Raw genomic sequence first — 16,917 nt, forward strand, 5'->3', positions numbered from 1 at the left:
GCTGCGGTGCCACGCCGTGGCGTCACCAGCTGATATCCGTGATCGCCCCGGGCGCTCAATTCCGCGGTAAGGCGATATCCAGCACAGTTGCACCGGGAAGCCCCCCGAGTTCCTGCCCGGAAACCAGGAGCTTGGAGGAGCGCAGCCCACTGCCGATGATCACCGGACCGGCGGAGGCCACGCGCGAATCAATGAGGATCGGCCAGTCGGCGGGAAGCCCGATCGGGGTGATGCCGCCATGGCGCATGCCGGACGCCGCTTCGGCCTGCGACTCGGGTGCAAAGCTCATCTTCCGGGCACCCAGGTGCTTGCGCACGGTCTTGTTGATATCGGCCCTGTCGACGGCCAGGACGAGCACGGCAGCCAATGTCTCGACGCCGGCACGGTGACCCGAGACGATGACGCAGTTGGCGCTTTCCTCCATCGGCGTCCCATAGGCCTCGCTGAATTCGGCGGTATCGGCCAGGGACTCGTCGATGGCGGCCACCTTCACATCGGGGATCCCGGCGGCCGCTGCGGCAACCACCGGAGCCACCAGATCGGGATGTTCGGACAGCGGCAACCACGTCAGTTCACTCATGGCTCACCATTGTCCCCGAAGGCTCAGGCGCTTTCCCCGGGTTCCAAAGTGAGGCTGATGGAGTTGATGCAATACCTCAGGTCGGTGGGGGTGTCGAAGCCCTCCCCCTCAAAGACATGTCCCAGGTGTGAACCGCAGGTGGCGCAGCGCACCTCCGTGCGGGGGCGTCCGGGTAGCGAGTCGTCAGTGATATAGCGCACCCGGTCGGCGGCCAGCGGCGAAAAGAATGCGGGCCAGCCACAGTGGGCGTCGAATTTCGTGTCACTGCGGAACAGTTCGGCGCCGCACGCACGGCAGCGATATATGCCCGCGGTAGTGGTATCGGTGTATTCACCGACGTGGGGTGGTTCCGTGCCGGCGCGGCGCAGCACGTGGAATTCCTGGGGGGTCAGCTTCTCCCGCCACTGTGCATCGGTCCATTCCCCGGGGTCCGAGATGGGATCCGGGCCTGATGTCGCGTCACGGTGTGCGTCCATGGATGCCTCCTGTTTCCGGGTACACGCTAGCTCGGCACCCGGGATCACCCGGGGCGACGGATTTGAATCCGCCGCAGGCGCAATCGTTGGTGGTGAAAACTGTTCGGACGGCGTCGCCGTGGTCGCCCGGTGAACGATACTTCCCCCATGAGCGCAGTAAATGACACAGTCCTCGATGACCATCCCGGCTCGGTGCGTGCCCTCCTGAGGTGTCCGCGGGGTGCGGTCGACGTGACGAGCTTCGATGCAGCGGCCACGCCCGGCTATCCCGGCAAGGGAAGGGCGGATTCGCTGGAGCAGCTCGACGCATTGCGTCCGACCCTCGACGATCTCGAGGAACGCTTCTATGCGAACAGCATCCACACCAGGGGGCCATCGGTGCTCCTGGTGCTGCAGGGGATGGATGGTGCCGGCAAGGGTGGCACGGTGCGCCATGTGATCGGCATGGTCGACCCACAGGGGGTGCACCTGCACGCCTTCAAGACGCCCACCAAGGAGGAGCTCGCCCACGACTTCCTGTGGCGCGTGCGCAAGGAGGTGCCGGGTGCGGGCCAGATCGGCATCTTCGACCGCTCGCACTACGAGGATGTGCTCATCGGACGCGTGAACAAGTTGGCCGCCCCCGACGAGATCGAGAAGCGCTATGGGCGGATCAATGAGTTCGAGGCCGAGCTGGCCTCCCATGGCACCCGGGTGATCAAGTGCTTCCTCAACGTTTCCAAGGATGCCCAGAAGAAGCGCTTCCTGGCACGGGTCAATGACCCGGAGAAGTACTACAAGTTCAACCCGGCCGACCTTGAGAACCGTTCCCACTGGGACGAGTACATGCAGGCCTATGACCTTGCGCTGAGCCGGTGCAACGAGGACTATGCGCCCTGGTACGTCATTCCGTGCGACCACAAGTGGTACCGCAACTGGGCGATCACCCGCCTGTTGATCGAGGAGATCGAGGCGATGGGCCTCACGTGGCCGCCCGCCGACTTCGATGTGGAGCAGGCCCGCCGTCAGGTGGAGGCGCTCTAGGTGTACTTCCCCGTGACGTTGTGAACGCGGGCTGAGGGAGTCTGGCCGCCGATCCCGGTGTGGGGTCTGTGGTGATTGTAGTGATGGAGCCAGGTCTCGTAGGCTGCGGCGCGCTCGGCTTCGCTGGCGTAGGGCTTCGCGTAGGCCCACTCGACGGCGAGGGTTCGGTTGAACCGCTCGACCTTGCCGTTGGTCTGCGGCCGGTATGGCCGGGTCCACTTGTGCTTCACCTCGTCGCCGAGCGCGTCAGCGAAGGCGCCTGACCGGTAGCAGGAACCGTTGTCGGTCATCACCGCGGTGACTGTGACGCCCAGGCCTGCGAAGAACGCGTTCGCGCGGGTCCAGAACCCCGCTGCGGTCTCTTTGCGCTCGTCGTCAAGGATCTCTGAGTACGCGATCCGGGAGTGGTCGTCCACGGCGTGGTGCAGATACCGGTAGCCGCGAGAGCCGGCTGCCCCGGCACGGGCTGCCTTGTCGCGGGCCACTCCCGCGTGACGGTCCTGCATGGATCCGCGACCGTGGGCACGCCACCCGCCGCCGTCGGGGATCCGGCCTTGTTTCTTGATATCTACGTGCACGAGCTCGCCCGGCGCGGCGACCTCGTACCGTGTCGGCTTCGGGCGGCGAACCGGCAGCCCGGTGGCCTGGTCGATGTTGATCAGCTTCGGCATCTTGTATCGGGCGAGCACCCGACCGACCGTGGAACGGTGCAACCGCAGGTGATACGCGATCCGGTGCGGACCCCACCGGCGAGTGAACCGCAACGCGACGATCCGATGCTCCGTCTTACGCGGAAGCCGGTTCGGTGACGAGGTGGGCCTCGAACTACGGTCGATCAACGGCAGCCCTGCCCGGTACCTGTCGGCCCACCGCTTCACCGTCGCGGGCGAGCACTGGAACCGTTCCGCCGCCCGCCGCAACGACCAGCCCTGTTCCACGACGAGAACAGCAAGACGACGACGCCCTTCCGGTGTCAAGGGTGCGTTAGCGTGAGTCACGAAGACCTCCGTGGTCAGGAGAGTGAGTGTGGTAACCCACATCCTGCCCGGAGGTCTTCGCTACCTCACCCGTTCACAACCTCCCGGGGAAGTACATCTAGGGGCCGTCGCGCCCTTGGCATGCCGCAACCGGAAGGCATGCGATCGGATGTCATGGGAAAGGGGCCGGGAGAATTCTCCCGGCCCCTTTCCGTCCAGACTGTGTGCCCTGAGGAGGATGCGGTGACTAGATGGCGACGAGCTTGGGTGTGGCCACCTCGGCGGGGGCGCCATGGTCCGATTCCTCGGACTGCCCGGTCGTCGAGTCGTCCTCATCGCTGAGTGCGGGATCATCCAGCATGGCCATTGCGGCGAAGGCATAACGGGCCATCACCAGGTCGATGATGTGGTCATCGGCCCCCAGGGGTGCGCTGACGGCGACGGCCCCTGCCTCGAGCGCCTCCTCGGCGACGGCCAGGTAGTTGTCATCGGCCGTCAGGAAGAAGGAGCCCACGGCGATCGCGCGACGCCCCTGATCCCGCAGGCTCATCATGGCTGCCGCCACGGAATTGCCCGAGCCATCGGCGCAGGCCGTGGTGATCGGCAGCTTGTGGTGCGAGGCCCATTGGCGCGCCCTGCGTGCCAGCAGCGCGGCGCCGCGCACGTCGCCGGTGTCGGGAGTGGCGAAGACCAGGGCATTGAGCTCCACGGCGTGCGATGCCGACAGGGCATTGCGCAGGCGAAGGTCGAGGATATTCAGCAACTCGGTGGAGGGGCCCACCGGATGTGCCAACGACGCAGCAATGTCCGGGTGCGCCTTGTGGACCGCCTCGAGCATCTTCTGCGCGGCCGGCGCGGGATCCACGGCCCGGGTCAGTGCCATCGGCACGAAGACGACTTCCTTACGGCCCCTCGAGGCGAGCGTGGAAACCACCTGCGGCCCGCTGGGGGGACAGTGGTCAAGGAATGCGAGATGAACCGAAAGCTCCGGTCGCTGCAGTTGCATCTGCTTGCGCAGATCGTGGAAGACCTCCACGACGCGGGGGTTTGTTGCGCCCTCGGCCAGCAGGATCAACACCGGTGCAGTCATGTGCGTGCCCTTCTCTAGCGACTTACAGGGCGGCGCCATTGCCGTAAAACAAGACCACCATCTGCCTGTTGGGGGGCTCCGCGCAAGTCGGGTGTCCAGTATGTGACACCAAAAATCACGACGGAAGGTCCTGGGAGGCGCCTCCCACGGGCTTCAGTATGCAGTCGGGACGCGAAAATGTCTCGTGAGATGGCGTGGGCGTTACACAAACGTTACAAATCGATGATGTGCCCAGTCCTGCCAGATGGACACCCCCAGGGAAGGGCAGGTGACAAGGGGATCGACCGGTTCGGGTAGCCGGGTTCCGGTGGCCGGGCGTCGGTGGCCGGGCGCGAGCAGCCGGGCATCGCTCGCACCGTGACCGGGTGCGTGGCGGCGGTTCGGAGTGGTCTCACGCGGTGCCCTCCGCAGGCAGGGCTGGAAGGGCGCGCGGAGCACGCAGGGCCGGCGGGAGGTGGTCACGTCGGGTCGGTGGGGGCATGCCCACAAGAAGGGACGCCCCGCTGGCAAGGATGGGATCCGGGCGCTGCGAGGTGCGCGAACGCACGGGTGGGCGCGCAGAGGCCCACGTGGAGGGCTGAGCGTGTGCAGAACGGGATGCGCCGAGCGCGCGTACAGGAATGAGGGGGGAGACGACACCCCGGACAGGAGCCGATCGGGTGGGCGATACTGGGTTCGAACCAGTGACCTCTTCGGTGTGAACGAAGCGCGCTACCACTGCGCCAATCGCCCGCGGCGTCGACAAGGCTAGCGCACCGGTGCCCGCTGCCACAATTTGGCGTCTTTGGCCCCCGTGTCGGGCGTCCGCAGCCCCGGCGTCGGGCATCGGGAGCGCCCGGGAACAGTGCCCGGAGGCAGGGATCGCGCGGGCGTGCGGGCGCGGGCCGCGGCCGGGAACCCATGGGGTGGCGCCCGGTATCGACCCATGGCCCGATGTGGGCGTTGCAGGTCGGTGATCGGGTGGGTCATGTCATCGCGGATTCGATCATTCACGGCCCCGTGCGCAACTGTCGGCGTGGGGCCGGCAGGACGGATTTGAGCGGGCCGTACGGCGGGTGGGAGCCCTGATTTGTCCCACTCGCCCCGGTCCACTATGGTTGTCAACGCGCTTCATCGGGTTCGCCCCGGAAAGCATGCGGACGTGGCTCAGTTGGTAGAGCATCACCTTGCCAAGGTGAGGGTCGCGGGTTCGAATCCCGTCGTCCGCTCGGAGAGGCTGGAGCCCCATCCAATGGCCATGAACCTTCGTGGTGAGGCAGCTCTTCACATGGTGGAGTGGCCGAGAGGCGAGGCAGCGGACTGCAAATCCGTATACACGGGTTCAAATCCCGTCTCCACCTCGGGCGGCTGGCGCAGCGGTAGCGCGCTTCCCTGACACGGAAGAGGTCACTGGTTCAAACCCAGTGTCGCCCACAAGGCGGAAAGGGCCGGTCGGCAGGTGAAAATCCTGCTGGCCGGCCCTTTCCATGTCCCCGGCCTTTTCCATGTCCGCCCCTGCCCGAGCCCCGACGTGCCGGTGCAGTGGGGCGGTCCCGGGAAGGTACCCGGTACGGATCCTCCTGGTGCGCCGAGGCGCTGTCCGGGCCGAATAGCCACGCCGCGCCCTGCGTCGCGGAAAGGCTTGCGTGGTACGCGGGCAGATGGGCACCAGCTGCCCGCATCGTGCACAATGGGGCAGTCAGACATTCACGCGCGGCCAGGTTTGCCGCCCGAAAGGAAGCAACATCGTGTCTTCAACGATCACCATTGTCCACAACGCTGAGCCGGAGACGAAGGTGATCGAGGACACCACCACCGGCCTGGACCTGTTCGGCGACGACAAGAGCATCGTCGCCATGCACCTGAATGGCGAGACGGTCGATCTCGCCACCCAGCTTTCGGCCGGCGATGTCGTCGAGCCGGTGTCCATGACCAGTGACGAGGGCCTGTCGATCGTGCGCCATTCGGCTGCACATGTCACCGCCCAGGCGCTCCAGGACATCTTCCCCCAGGCGCGACTGGGCATCGGGCCGCCGATCACCGATGGCTTCTACTACGACTTCCAGACCGAGCCGCTCAGCGCCGATGACCTCAAGCAGGTCGAGAAGAAGATGCAGGCGATCATCAAGCAGCGCCAGCGTTTCGTGCGCCGGGTCGTCAGCGAGGAGGAGGCCCTGCGCGAGGAGGCCAACGAGCCCTACAAGCTCGAGCTGATCGCCGACAAGGGCCATCCCAGTGATGACGACAATTCCTCGGTCGAGGTGGGCGGCAATGAGCTGACCATGTACGACAATGTGACGCGCAATGGGACCGTCGCGTGGCGTGACCTGTGCCGTGGGCCCCACGTGCCCAACACCGGCTACATCAAGGCCGTGGCGCTCACCAAGACCAGTGCGGCCTATTGGCGCGGCGACCAGCACAATGCCCAGCTGCAGCGCGTCTACGGCACCGCCTGGGCCACCCGCGATGACCTCAAGGCCTACCAGACCCGGATGGCCGAGGCCGCCAAGCGTGATCACCGGAAGCTGGGGCAGGAGCTGGACCTGTTCAGCTTCCCGGAGGAGATCGGTCCCGGCCTGGTCGTCTTCCACCCCAAGGGTGGCATCCTGCGCCACGAGATCGAGAGCTACATCACCAAGCGACACATCGATGCCGGCTTCGACCTGGTGGACACCCCGATCATCTCCAAGGGAGACCTGTTCCACACCTCGGGCCACCTCCCGTACTACGCCGACACGATGTTCCCGCCCATGACGGTGGACGAGGAGGTCGACGCCGAGGGCAATGTGCGCCACCAGGGTCAGGAGTACTACCTGAAGGCCATGAACTGCCCCATGCACAACCTGATCTTCCGGAGCCGGGGCCGTTCCTACCGCGAGCTTCCCCTGCGCTTCTACGAGCTCGGACGCGACTTCCGCTACGAGAAGTCCGGCGTGGTTCAGGGCCTGACGCGCATGCGCGGCTTCACCCAGGACGACTCGCACACCTATTGCACCCCTGAGCAGGCCGGTGACGAGATCAAGATGCTGCTCGGTTTCTTCCTGAGCATCCTGCGTGACTTCGGCCTCAAGGAGTTCTACCTGGAGCTGTCGACCCGTGACGCCTCCTCGTCGAAGTTCATCGGCTCGGACGAGGACTGGGAGGCAGCCACCGAGATCCTGCGCGTGGCGGCCGAGTCGACGGGCCTGGAACTCGTGGCCGACCCCGGTGGTGCGGCCTTTTACGGCCCGAAGGTCTCGGTGCAGGCCAAGGATGCGTTGGGACGTACCTGGCAGATGTCGACCGTGCAGTACGACTTCAACCAGCCGGCCCGGTTCGGCCTGGAATACACCGCGGCCGATGGCAGCCATCAGCAGCCGGTGATGATCCACTGCGCCAAGCTGGGCAGTGTCGAACGCTTCATCGGCGTGCTCACCGAGCACTATGCCGGGGCGTTCCCCGCGTGGTTGTCGCCCGTTCAGGTCGTCGGCATCCCCGTGGCAGGCGAGTTCAACGGATATCTCGACACCATCGCGACCCGGCTCAGGGAGAAGGGTGTGCGCGTCGAGGTGGACGAGTCCGACGACCGGATGCAGAAGAAGATCCGCAACGCCACCCGCCAGAAGGCCCCCTTCATGCTCATCGCCGGCGAGAAGGACCGTGAGGCGCAGGCGGTCAGCTTCCGGTTCCGCGACGGCAGCCAGCTCAACGGCGTGCCGATTGACGATGCCATCGACCGGATCGTCGAGCACATCACCAGCCGCGACAACGCCGACCCCACCTCACCTGACGGGGTGTCGGCCGGTGAGTGACACCAAGGAGTCGTCACAAGACCCGTCCATTGAGTTCGTCGAGCATCTGGCGGGGGTACCCGATTCGTTGCAGCGGCTGTGGACGCCGTACCGGATGGCGTACATCGAGGGGGAGAACAAGCCGGCTGATTCGCTGGCCGGCGACGAGTGCCCCTTCTGCCGTGCACCATTGCGTGACGACGAGACCTCGCTCATCGTGCGTCGCGGACAGACCGCCTATGCCGTGTTGAACCTGTACCCGTACAACCCGGGCCACCTGCTCGTCTGCCCGTACCGGCACATCAGCGGCTACGTCGAGACCACCGATGCCGAATGTGACGAGATCGCCACGCTCACCAAGCAGGCCATCGCGGTGGTGAAGAAGGTCTCATCGCCGGCCGGCTTCAACATCGGCATGAACCAGGGCACGGTGGCCGGGGCGGGAATTGCCGCCCACCTGCACCAGCACGTCGTCCCCCGCTGGCAGGGGGACGCGAACTTCCTGCCGATCATTGCCCGCACCAAGGCAGTGCCCCAGCTGTTGTCGCAGACGCGCACCCTGTTCGCGGACGCCTGGGTGGACCTCTACGGGCCCACGGGGGAGGAACGGCATGCTTGAGCACCTGCGCGCCCACTGGACAAAGGTGATGTCGCCACCGGCGAAGCTGCTGCTGCGGCTCCATGTCACTCCTGACATGATCACCTGGACGGGCACCATCGGGGTCGTGATCGTCTCCGTGCTGTTCTTCCCCCAGGGGTGGCTGTGGCAGGGCGCGATCCTGCTCGGCTTCCTGGTGGTGTCGGACAGCCTCGACGGGATCATGGCCCGCACCAGCGGCCGGTCCAGCGATTGGGGTGCCTTCCTCGACAGCTGCCTTGACCGGATCGCCGATGGCGCGGTCTTCGGGGGCATCGCCCTGTACTACGTCGGCAAGGACGCGAACACCGTGTGGGCGACCCTGGCGATCGCGGCGCTCATCTTCGGACAGGTGACCAGCTACACCAAGGCGCGGGGTGAGTCCCTGGGCTACACCGTCAATGGCGGCCTGGCGGGTCGCGCCGATCGGCTGCTGGTCGGGTTGATCGGCGTGCTGTTCACCGGCCTGGGCGTGACGATGGCCCTTCCGATCTGCCTGGTCATCCTCGCCGTGGCCGGAGCCATCACGGTGGGCCAGCGCATGGTGCTGGTGCACAAGGCCACCACTGCACGCGCCAGGGCCACAGCGGACGAGGCGCAGTGAGCCGTCACCACCGGCATTCGAATCTGTTGCCGATGATGCGGATCGGCTCCCACCTCCCGGCGTGGTTCTGGCGTCCGGTGGGACGGCTGGTCGTGGCCTTCCTGACCACCTTCCCGCCCCGGCACATGCGTCAATGGCAGCTCAACTACGCCGTGATGACCGGTCACCGTCCAAGCTGGAACACGACGCGACGCGCCTTCGGGCGGTGGGTCGAGAACATGATGTGCTCGCTCCAGCTCGATCACTGGAGCGAGAAGAAGATCCGCTCCCGGGTGATCCTGGAGAACCCCGAGGGTTGGGCTGGCGTGCACCGGGCATTCCAGGAGGGTGGCCTGGTCGCGGCCCTACCCCACATGGGCTCATGGGACCTTGTCGGCGCCTTCGCCTGCCTGGACGGACTGCCGGTCAGCTCGGTCGCCGAGGCGCTGCCCGATGGACAGTTCGAGTACTTCCGATCATTGCGGGAGCGACTGGGCTTCCGCATCTTCTCCGTGCGCTATCGGGGCGTCTACAACAAGTTGGCCGACGACCTGAACGAGGGTCGGGTGATCTGCCTGGTCGCCGACCGCGACTTCAGCCGCCGGGGACTGCCGGTGCACTGGGACACCCCCGACGGCCCACGCGACCAGACGATGCCCCCCGGCCCTGCATTGTTGGCCCAACAGGGACACCGTCCGCTCGTCGGCGTGGTCACGTGGTTCGGTCCGCGCCATCGGCTGCATGTCCTGGTCACCGACCTCATCCACGTCGGATCCGGGGAACAGGAGCTGGTGAGGGCCTCCCAGCAACTTGCTGACTTCTTCTCTCGCCAGATCTCGGACCATCCGCTTGACTGGCTTATGCTGCAACGATTCTTCAGGGGAGTGACCGCATGAGAGTCGGACTGGTATGTCCTTATTCGTTCGCCCGGCCCGGTGGCGTGCAGAACCACGTGCTGGGGCTCGGTGGCTGGCTCAAGGAGCAGGGCCACGATGTGTCGATCATCGCCCCCGGGCAGGCCAGACGCAGCCTGTTGGCCGAGACGGGGCTGGTGCCCAGCGAGTTCGTCAGCGCCGGGAGGGCGGTGCCGGTAACCTTCAATGGCTCCGTCGCCCGCATCAACTTCGGCGTGGGCCCGGCGCTGAAGGTGAAGAAGTGGCTCGATCAGGGCAACTTTGATGTCGTGCACCTGCACGAGCCGATCGCCCCCACCATCTGCCTGCTGGCCCTCTACCTGACCGACCGCCCCGTGACGGCCACCTTCCACACCGCCACCCCGGAGCTCACGGCGATCCGCTTCGCGAACCGGGTGCTGCCGCGCATGGTGAGCCGCATTGATGCGGCGATCGCCGTGTCCAGCGAGGCCGCCGACGTGGCCCACCACTACTCGGGGGTCAATCCGGTGGTGATCGGCAATGGAATCCACCTCGCCGACTATCCCCTGGTGCGCGCGACTTCCCGGTGGCGTGGCGGCGAGCATCCCCTCATCACCTTCCTGGGACGCTACGACGAACCCCGCAAGGGATTCGAGGTGCTCACTGCGGCACTGCCGCTGGTCCGCGCCACCTATCCGGACCTCGAGGTCGTGGTGATCGGCAGCGGCACGGCGCGTTCCGTCGAGGGCGTGCGCTTCTTGGGGGGGTTGGACGACGAGGAACGCAATGCCTGGCTCGGCCGCTCCGACATCTACATCGCCCCCCAGACCGGCCGTGAGAGTTTCGGCATCGTGCTGCTGGAGGCGATGGCCTGTGGTGCCCCGGTGGTGGCTGCCAACCTGAGGGCCTTCCTGGACGTGCTGACCGACGATGAGGGCCTGGTGGGCCACACCTTCCGGGTCGGCAATTCCGCCAGTGCCTCGCGGGCCATGCTGCGGAGCCTGTCCGAGCCACGTGACCTGCGCCTTGAGCGTGGACGCGCCCTGGCCGCCAACTACGACTGGTCAGTGATCGGACCGCAGGTGGTTGCCATGTACACGGTGGCCGGCCAGAACTATGCAACCTCACGGGGGATCAAGAATCGCGAGCTGAAGGGACACTGAGGCGGCGGGACCGTCCGGACGATGCCCTAGGCTTGGCGCGTGTCGGATTCACATGTCGCCAAGGGCGGAGCGCCCGCTGCAGAGCCCGGCCGCACAGTGCCGGATACGGTCTACGACACCGATGCGGTCTTCACGATCCCCAATGTGCTGAGCTTCCTGAGGTTGATCGGCGTCCCCTTCTTCTTGGTGCTGATCCTGACCCACCACGATGTCTCGGCGGTCGTCCTGCTGGCCGCCGCCAGCGCGACGGACTGGCTCGACGGCCAGCTGGCCCGCCGCCTGCGTCAGGTGAGTCGGTTGGGCCAGATGCTCGATCCCGCCGCCGACCGCCTCTATATCGCCGCCACACTGGTCGGATTGGCCGTGCGCGGCATCATCCCGGTGTGGCTGCTGGTGATCCTGCTGGCACGTGACGTCATGATGGTCTTCCTCGTCCCCCTGCTGCGCACACGTGGCTACACTTCCCTGCCGGTGAACTTCGTCGGCAAGGCGGCAACCTTCTGCCTGCTCTACGCGCTTCCACTCGTGCTTCTGGGGGCCGGACCCTGGTTCTTCTCGCCGGTGGCGCGGGTCATCGGCTGGGCCTTCGCCCTGTGGGGGGCCTTCCTCTACTGGTGGGCCGGCATCCTCTACGTGGAGCAGACCCGCCTGCTGTTGGTGAGTCGACCCTCCCTCACCACCGCGCATGCCCGCAGCTCGTCGGGCGAACGGCCGTGAGGAGTTCCCACCGCCCCACCGGCCACCGTCCGGGGCGCGTCGATGCGTCCATGGACCTCATCGATCAGATCACCTCCACGGCCCTCAACCCCGAGTATGCGCGCGACGCGCAGCGTCGGGCCGCAGCCGGCGGTACGGGGCGGACGACCAGTGCAAGGGTCTCGCGGGGCGCCGGCCACGTGGTGACGATCCTCATCTGCGCGTTCGTCGGTGTCGTGCTGGCCGCCGCCGGCATCACCACCGCCAACGCGGCCCACGAGGCCTCCCACGAGAGGCAGGCGCTGATCGACGCCATCGGCGCAGCCGAATCGCGCAATGCGGACCAGCGGGGCCAGCTCACGCAGATCCGCGATGACGTCGCGGGGCTGCAGCGTCGGGCCCTGGCCGACCAGCCCGAGATGCTGGACCGACTGAATGCGTTGCAGCTCGCCGTGGGCGACACCAATGTGCGCGGCCCGGGCATGACCATCTCCCTGACCGACGGACCGGCAGACGACGAGGATGCGCAGGTGGTGGACGAGGACCTGCGGATCATCGTGAACGGCTTGTGGCAGTCGGGGGCGGAGGCGGTGAGCATCAACGGGCACCGGATCACCGCCCGGACCGCCATCCACGACGCCGGCTCGGCCATCACCGTGGACTACCGTTCGGTGAGCTCGCCCTACACGATCGAGGCGATCGGTGATTCCCACGCCATGACCGGTGCCTTCGCGTCGACGCCGGCCAGTTCCTGGCTGGCCTATCTGAGGGACAACCACCAGATCCGCTACACCACGAACATCTCCTCGACCCTCCAGCTGGAGGGTGATCCCGAGGGATCTGCCGACCAACTCCAGCGTCGTCCCTGACCATCCACCCCTGACGGAAGGACCTGAATGCTCGCGATCATCGGCCTGGTGATCGGCATCATCGTGGGACTGTTCATCACCCCCAATGTGCCGGTCGGCCTCCAGCCCTATCTGCCCATCATGATCGTTGCCGCCCTTGACGCCCTGTTCGGGGGAGTCCTGGCCTGGCTCAAGGGAACGTTCAGTGACCGTGTCTTCGTCGTGTCTTTCGTCTCCAATGTGGCCGTGGCCGCCCTGCTGGTGTGGGTCGGTGACCTGATCGGCGTCGGCTCCCAGCTGTCCACCGCCGTGATCGTGGTGCTGGGCATCCGCATCTTCACCAATGTGGCCGGAATCCGCCGCGAGGTGCTCCATGCCTAGTCATGCGGTGCGGGAGACGCGGGCGAACAAGTTGCGCCGGTTCCTGCGGCCCACCGTTGCCCAGGGCGTGCTCGGTATCGCGTTCTGCCTCGTGGCCGCCGTCGGCGTGGTGCAGATCCGCTCCACTGCCACCGTCGATCCCTATTCGTCCATGCGACGTGCGGACCTCGTGCAGATGCTGGCCGGCCTCAACGCCGAGTCGGGACGACTCGACGAGCAAATCAACCAGCTCAAGGGCACCCGCGATGACCTGCGCAGCGGCGTGGACTCCTCGAATGTGGCCGCCGACCAGGCGTCCCAACGGCTCAGCCAGTTGGAGCTACTGGCCGGCACGGTGCCCGCCCAGGGACCCGGAATCCGGATCACCATCAGTGCCCCGGCGGGGAAGGTCACCGCGAACGCGATGCTCGACAACATCGAGGAGTTGCGTGATGCGGGGGCAGAGGCCATCGAGATCAATGACAGCCTGCGGGTGGTCGCCTCCACCTGGTTCGCCGATGGTGACAATGTCCTCATCGCGAACGGCCAGCAGCTGAGCCTGCCCCTGACGGTCGACGTCATCGGGGAACCCCATGAACTGGCCGAGGCCTCGCGGTTCCGTGGCGGGCTGGTGAGCCAGATGGAGTCGCAGAAGGTGGGGGGCTCGGTGAAGATCGACACCCCCGCACAGGTCGAGATCGACTCCACGGCGACCGTCACGACGCCCCGTTGGGCCAAGCCCGCCTGAGCCCGGTCCGGTAGGGGTGAAAGCCGCCCGGCGGTGGCACAGCGTGCCGACCGAATGAGAGACTGAGGAAAACTGGGGGAAAGCACCCAGCCGAGTGGAAAGGTAGCCGTCATGGAATTCCCGTCCCAGCTGCAGTACAGCAGCGAGCACGAGTGGGTCCGCCAGGGGGATGGCGCAACGGTGCGCGTCGGCATCACCGAGTTCGCCACCGAGTCGATGGGTGACGTCGTGTATGCCTCACTGCCCACGGTGGGTAGTCCCGTCACGGCGGGTGATTCATGTGGGGAATTGGAGTCGACGAAGTCGGTTTCCGATATCTATTCCCCGGTCACGGGCCTGGTCAGCGCGGTCAACGATGCCGTGGCCAGTGCCCCCGAGGTGATCAATGCCTCCCCCTATGACGAGGGCTGGCTCTTCGAGGTCGAGCTGGGTGAGGACTCCGGCCTCGACAAGCTGATGGACGCAGACGCCTACGCGGCCGTCGCTGGAGAGTGACGAGCCCTTCCGGGGTGGTCACTAAAGTGGATGTACTGCCCGGGTCCCACTTCCGGTGGGGCCCGGTCGGCGCACGGGGCGGCCGGCCAATGGATGTCGGTCAAACACGACGGCGGTCGGTCCCGGTAGGGTCCGTGAAATGAGCCTGAGGAAAGAGTTCGCATCATGATGATTTGCGGTAAGTGCGGGCATGAGAACCCCGACGGGAGCAATTTCTGCTCACAGTGCGGTTCGCGACTCGGTAGCCCCTCGGATGCCACCTCGGTGATTCCCATCGTCGAGGAGGACGTTCCACACGCGGAGATCTCCGCCGAGGACACGGCTGCGGTCAGCGCATTGCCCGAGGGAAATGCCCTCCTCATCGTGACGCGTGGCCCCGATGTGGGTGCCCGCTATCTTCTGGACCAGCCGCAGACAACGGCAGGACGCAGCCCGGACTGCGACATCTTTCTGGACGACATCACCGTGTCGCGTCACCATGCCAAGTTCACGATGCAGGACGGGCAGATGACGATCACCGACCTGGGGAGCCTCAATGGCACCTATGTGAATCGCACCCTGGTCGATGGTTCCGCAGTCCTGAGGCCGGGGGAAGAAGTTCAGATCGGCAAGTTCCGGATGGTCTTCTTCGTAAGTGAGCACGGACTGCACTGATGGCCCAGGCGCCGCTGCGCAGCATCGGTCAGGTGCTCAACATCCTCAAGGCGGAGTTTCCGGATGTCACGATCTCGAAGATCCGCTTTCTTGAGGGTGAGGGGCTCGTCTCACCGGAGCGCGCCCCCTCCGGCTACCGGAAATACTCAGAGTCCGACATCGAGCGGCTGCGCTACATCCTCAGGGTGCAGCGTGACCAATATCTCCCGCTGAAGGTCATCCGCGAGAACCTTGAGCTGATGGATGCCGGCAAGGAGCCCCCGAAGGCGAACGACCCGCGTCCGGCAGCCAGCGCCGGCGAGTCGGCTCCCGACCCGCAACCCGCGGCAACCCATACGGTGCAGGCCGCTCCCGGCGACCAGATGGTCGGCCAGCGCGGCTCACATCCCATCAAGCTGACGCGTCGCGAACTCATCAAGGCCTCCGGCGTGCCCGAGGCCATGCTGATCGAGCTGGAACGTCAACGGATGGTCGTCACACGTCGCAATTCGATCTACTACGGGCGTGAGGCCCTGGTGTTGTGCGTCGTTGCCCGCAAGTTGCAGGCCTACGGCATGGACACACGGCACCTGCGGGCCATCAAGCAGGTTGCCGAGCGCGAGGCCGGCATGATCGAGCAGGGGGCGCAGCCCTTTCTGCGCAATGATCCCGAGGCCGGGCACACGATCAACGAGCTCGCGCAGCTCGTCCTGGCCGCCCATACCGCCCTCATGCACGTCGTCCTGGAGCGTTGACATGGCAGAAGTTGAAGTCGTCGGAATCCGAGTGCTCGAGGACAACGACCAACCGGTCATGGTGCTGCGGGTGGTTGGTTCCACCCGCTACCTGCCGGTGTGGGTTGACACGGTGTCGGCTGCGGCACTGATGTCGGTGGTGGGCGGTGAACTGGAGGGGCCCGCCCTGACCTTTGACCTGTTCTCGAAGCTGCTCTCACGGTTGGGCGACCCGGCGCTGTCCGGGCGCATCACGGGCTGGGATGACGGCGTGTACAGCGCCGAGCTGGTCGTGGACGGCGAACCGATCGCGGCCCGGGTGTCCGACATCGCGGCCCTGGCATTCGTCAGGGGGTTCACGATCACCTGCCCCGATGAGCTGGTGGCTCAACTGGGCGTTGAGGCTTTCGAGGAGGACAAGGACGTCGTCGAGGAATTCAAGAGCTTCCTGGACCACGTCGATCCGGACGATTTTGAGAAGTGAAATCCCTAGTCACACCGCAATTGGTGGTGGTGACTGGCCCACCGGCCGCGGCCGGGGACACGCACGGTCCACAGTGCGCCTCGACGCCACGCGGCCGATGTCGTTGCATCCGATGGGGCTGGGAGCTTACCGTCTGAGATGCACCGCGAAGGTGTCCCAGGTCTGACGAAAGAGGCGATCGTGACCAACCCAGTCCCCGAGGGTACGTCGGCGCGGGACAGTGCCCAATCGGCTCTTTTCGAGGGTGATTTCGGGCGGATCCCCGAGGACGCAGGCTTTCGCGGTCCGGTTGCATGCTCGGTCACCGGCATCAGCTATCGCCAACTCGACTACTGGGCACGCACGGGCCTGGTCGTGCCCGGCATCCGTGCGGCCGGCGGATCGGGAACCCAACGCCTGTATTCATTCCACGACATCCTCCTGCTGAAGGTCGTCAAGAGCCTGCTTGATGCGGGCATCTCGCTGCAACAGATCCGTCAGGCGATCAACCACCTGCGCGAACGCGGGGACAACGACATGTCGGGCATCACGCTGATGAGCGACGGGGTCTCGGTCTACGAGTGCACGTCGGAGGACGAGGTCTACGACCTGCTGCGCGGGGGACAGGGCATGTTCGCCATCGCCTTGGACGGCGTGGTGCGGGATATCGAGGGGACCCTCATCGAATTGCCCAGCGAGCACGTCAACGATGAGGCGCCCCTGGCCCGGGGCGATGACGAGTTGTCGCTGGCGCGGCGCCGTCGTCGCACCAGCTGAGCCAGCAGAT

Annotated in this window: 19 protein-coding genes and 4 tRNA genes; 18 read left to right on the forward strand and 5 right to left on the reverse strand. The window is 66.0% G+C overall.

The features are described 5' to 3' along the window. Positions 1–55 precede the first annotated feature (55 nt). Positions 56–580: a YbaK/EbsC family protein gene (locus RM25_RS04605; RefSeq protein ID WP_013161143.1), complete on the reverse strand. Its 525-nt coding sequence runs from the start codon at positions 578–580 to the stop codon at positions 56–58. Between the two features lie 23 nt (positions 581–603). Further along, complete coding sequence (gene msrB / locus RM25_RS04610; protein WP_013161142.1) at positions 604–1,056, reverse strand: peptide-methionine (R)-S-oxide reductase MsrB; 453 nt, start codon at positions 1,054–1,056, stop codon at positions 604–606. Between the two features lie 147 nt (positions 1,057–1,203). Between msrB and RM25_RS04615 the strand changes: the two genes are divergently transcribed. Beyond that, on the forward strand, positions 1,204–2,079 hold the full coding sequence (locus tag RM25_RS04615) for a PPK2 family polyphosphate kinase (RefSeq protein WP_044636119.1): 876 nt from the start codon (positions 1,204–1,206) through the stop codon (positions 2,077–2,079). Here the strand turns inward: RM25_RS04615 and RM25_RS04620 are convergent. From RM25_RS04620 to RM25_RS04630, 3 genes are all read right to left on the reverse strand, one after another. Continuing rightward, on the reverse strand, positions 2,076–3,077 hold the full coding sequence (locus RM25_RS04620) for an IS481-like element ISPfr17 family transposase (RefSeq protein ID WP_044636699.1): 1,002 nt from the start codon (positions 3,075–3,077) through the stop codon (positions 2,076–2,078). The genes RM25_RS04615 and RM25_RS04620 overlap by 4 nt on opposite strands. Before the next feature lie 226 nt (positions 3,078–3,303). After that, positions 3,304–4,146, reverse strand: a complete 843-nt coding sequence (locus RM25_RS04625) for a sirohydrochlorin chelatase (protein ID WP_044636120.1) — start codon at positions 4,144–4,146, stop codon at positions 3,304–3,306. A gap of 660 nt (positions 4,147–4,806) precedes the next feature. Next, a tRNA-Val gene (locus RM25_RS04630) sits at positions 4,807–4,878 on the reverse strand. 403 nt (positions 4,879–5,281) lie between these two features. Between RM25_RS04630 and RM25_RS04635 the strand changes: the two genes are divergently transcribed. The 17 genes from RM25_RS04635 to RM25_RS04715 all read left to right on the forward strand — a co-directional run bounded on the left by RM25_RS04635 (position 5,282) and on the right by RM25_RS04715 (position 16,907). Beyond that, a tRNA-Gly gene (locus tag RM25_RS04635) sits at positions 5,282–5,354 on the forward strand. Between the two features lie 61 nt (positions 5,355–5,415). Beyond that, positions 5,416–5,486, forward strand: a tRNA-Cys gene (locus tag RM25_RS04640). Between the two features lies 1 nt (position 5,487). Beyond that, positions 5,488–5,559, forward strand: a tRNA-Val gene (locus RM25_RS04645). Positions 5,560–5,873: 314 nt separating this feature from the next. Beyond that, complete coding sequence (thrS, locus tag RM25_RS04650) at positions 5,874–7,916, forward strand: threonine--tRNA ligase (protein WP_044636121.1); 2,043 nt, start codon at positions 5,874–5,876, stop codon at positions 7,914–7,916. Then, complete coding sequence (locus RM25_RS04655; RefSeq protein ID WP_013161137.1) at positions 7,909–8,514, forward strand: HIT family protein; 606 nt, start codon at positions 7,909–7,911, stop codon at positions 8,512–8,514. Before thrS ends, RM25_RS04655 begins: the two co-directional genes overlap by 8 nt. After that, the gene (gene pgsA / locus RM25_RS04660) at positions 8,507–9,136 is read left to right on the forward strand and encodes a phosphatidylinositol phosphate synthase (protein ID WP_044636122.1); all 630 of its coding nucleotides are present in this window, start codon (positions 8,507–8,509) and stop codon (positions 9,134–9,136) included. Before RM25_RS04655 ends, pgsA begins: the two co-directional genes overlap by 8 nt. Then, complete coding sequence (locus RM25_RS04665) at positions 9,133–10,011, forward strand: LpxL/LpxP family acyltransferase (RefSeq protein ID WP_060759080.1); 879 nt, start codon at positions 9,133–9,135, stop codon at positions 10,009–10,011. The genes pgsA and RM25_RS04665 overlap by 4 nt, the downstream gene beginning before the upstream one ends. Next, positions 10,008–11,153: a glycosyltransferase family 4 protein gene (locus RM25_RS04670; protein ID WP_044636124.1), complete on the forward strand. Its 1,146-nt coding sequence runs from the start codon at positions 10,008–10,010 to the stop codon at positions 11,151–11,153. The genes RM25_RS04665 and RM25_RS04670 overlap by 4 nt, the downstream gene beginning before the upstream one ends. Positions 11,154–11,249: 96 nt before the next feature. Beyond that, complete coding sequence (gene clsA, locus RM25_RS04675; protein ID WP_044636125.1) at positions 11,250–11,870, forward strand: cardiolipin synthase ClsA; 621 nt, start codon at positions 11,250–11,252, stop codon at positions 11,868–11,870. Between the two features lie 50 nt (positions 11,871–11,920). Beyond that, positions 11,921–12,718 (forward strand): DUF881 domain-containing protein, encoded by a 798-nt coding sequence (locus tag RM25_RS13200; RefSeq protein ID WP_048734873.1) that lies wholly within the window; start codon positions 11,921–11,923, stop codon positions 12,716–12,718. Positions 12,719–12,745: 27 nt separating this feature from the next. Further along, complete coding sequence (locus RM25_RS04685; RefSeq protein WP_013161131.1) at positions 12,746–13,078, forward strand: small basic family protein; 333 nt, start codon at positions 12,746–12,748, stop codon at positions 13,076–13,078. Continuing rightward, positions 13,071–13,805: a DUF881 domain-containing protein gene (locus tag RM25_RS04690; protein WP_013161130.1), complete on the forward strand. Its 735-nt coding sequence runs from the start codon at positions 13,071–13,073 to the stop codon at positions 13,803–13,805. Before RM25_RS04685 ends, RM25_RS04690 begins: the two co-directional genes overlap by 8 nt. Before the next feature lie 111 nt (positions 13,806–13,916). Beyond that, positions 13,917–14,300 (forward strand): glycine cleavage system protein GcvH, encoded by a 384-nt coding sequence (gcvH, locus tag RM25_RS04695; protein ID WP_013161129.1) that lies wholly within the window; start codon positions 13,917–13,919, stop codon positions 14,298–14,300. A 165-nt stretch (positions 14,301–14,465) separates the two neighbouring features. Further along, positions 14,466–14,954 carry a double zinc ribbon and FHA domain-containing protein gene (locus tag RM25_RS04700; RefSeq protein WP_013161128.1) on the forward strand — a complete coding sequence of 163 codons (489 nt, stop codon included), beginning with the start codon at positions 14,466–14,468 and terminating at the stop codon, positions 14,952–14,954. After that, positions 14,954–15,688: a transcriptional regulator FtsR gene (gene ftsR, locus RM25_RS04705; protein WP_013161127.1), complete on the forward strand. Its 735-nt coding sequence runs from the start codon at positions 14,954–14,956 to the stop codon at positions 15,686–15,688. The genes RM25_RS04700 and ftsR overlap by 1 nt, the downstream gene beginning before the upstream one ends. A gap of 1 nt (position 15,689) precedes the next feature. Beyond that, positions 15,690–16,151, forward strand: a complete 462-nt coding sequence (locus tag RM25_RS04710; protein WP_013161126.1) for a bifunctional nuclease family protein — start codon at positions 15,690–15,692, stop codon at positions 16,149–16,151. A 180-nt stretch (positions 16,152–16,331) separates the two neighbouring features. Continuing rightward, complete coding sequence (locus tag RM25_RS04715; RefSeq protein ID WP_013161125.1) at positions 16,332–16,907, forward strand: MerR family transcriptional regulator; 576 nt, start codon at positions 16,332–16,334, stop codon at positions 16,905–16,907. Positions 16,908–16,917 lie beyond the last annotated feature (10 nt).

The organism is Propionibacterium freudenreichii subsp. freudenreichii (assembly GCF_000940845.1).
Taxonomy (GTDB): Bacteria; Actinomycetota; Actinomycetes; order Propionibacteriales; family Propionibacteriaceae; genus Propionibacterium; species Propionibacterium freudenreichii.

What these genes read in the sequence shown, in the direction of transcription:
- RM25_RS04605 (WP_013161143.1), bottom strand. Translation starts at nt 580, where the DNA reads ATGAGTGAACTGACGTGGTTGCCGCTGTCCGAACATCCCGATCTGGTG.
- msrB (WP_013161142.1), bottom strand. Translation starts at nt 1,056, where the DNA reads ATGGACGCACACCGTGACGCGACATCAGGCCCGGATCCCATCTCGGAC.
- RM25_RS04615 (WP_044636119.1), top strand. Translation starts at nt 1,204, where the DNA reads ATGAGCGCAGTAAATGACACAGTCCTCGATGACCATCCCGGCTCGGTG.
- RM25_RS04625 (WP_044636120.1), bottom strand. Translation starts at nt 4,146, where the DNA reads ATGACTGCACCGGTGTTGATCCTGCTGGCCGAGGGCGCAACAAACCCC.
- pgsA (WP_044636122.1), top strand. Translation starts at nt 8,507, where the DNA reads ATGCTTGAGCACCTGCGCGCCCACTGGACAAAGGTGATGTCGCCACCG.
- RM25_RS04670 (WP_044636124.1), top strand. Translation starts at nt 10,008, where the DNA reads ATGAGAGTCGGACTGGTATGTCCTTATTCGTTCGCCCGGCCCGGTGGC.
- RM25_RS13200 (WP_048734873.1), top strand. Translation starts at nt 11,921, where the DNA reads ATGGACCTCATCGATCAGATCACCTCCACGGCCCTCAACCCCGAGTAT.
- RM25_RS04685 (WP_013161131.1), top strand. Translation starts at nt 12,746, where the DNA reads ATGCTCGCGATCATCGGCCTGGTGATCGGCATCATCGTGGGACTGTTC.
- RM25_RS04690 (WP_013161130.1), top strand. Translation starts at nt 13,071, where the DNA reads ATGCCTAGTCATGCGGTGCGGGAGACGCGGGCGAACAAGTTGCGCCGG.
- gcvH (WP_013161129.1), top strand. Translation starts at nt 13,917, where the DNA reads ATGGAATTCCCGTCCCAGCTGCAGTACAGCAGCGAGCACGAGTGGGTC.
- RM25_RS04700 (WP_013161128.1), top strand. Translation starts at nt 14,466, where the DNA reads ATGATGATTTGCGGTAAGTGCGGGCATGAGAACCCCGACGGGAGCAAT.
- ftsR (WP_013161127.1), top strand. Translation starts at nt 14,954, where the DNA reads ATGGCCCAGGCGCCGCTGCGCAGCATCGGTCAGGTGCTCAACATCCTC.
- RM25_RS04710 (WP_013161126.1), top strand. Translation starts at nt 15,690, where the DNA reads ATGGCAGAAGTTGAAGTCGTCGGAATCCGAGTGCTCGAGGACAACGAC.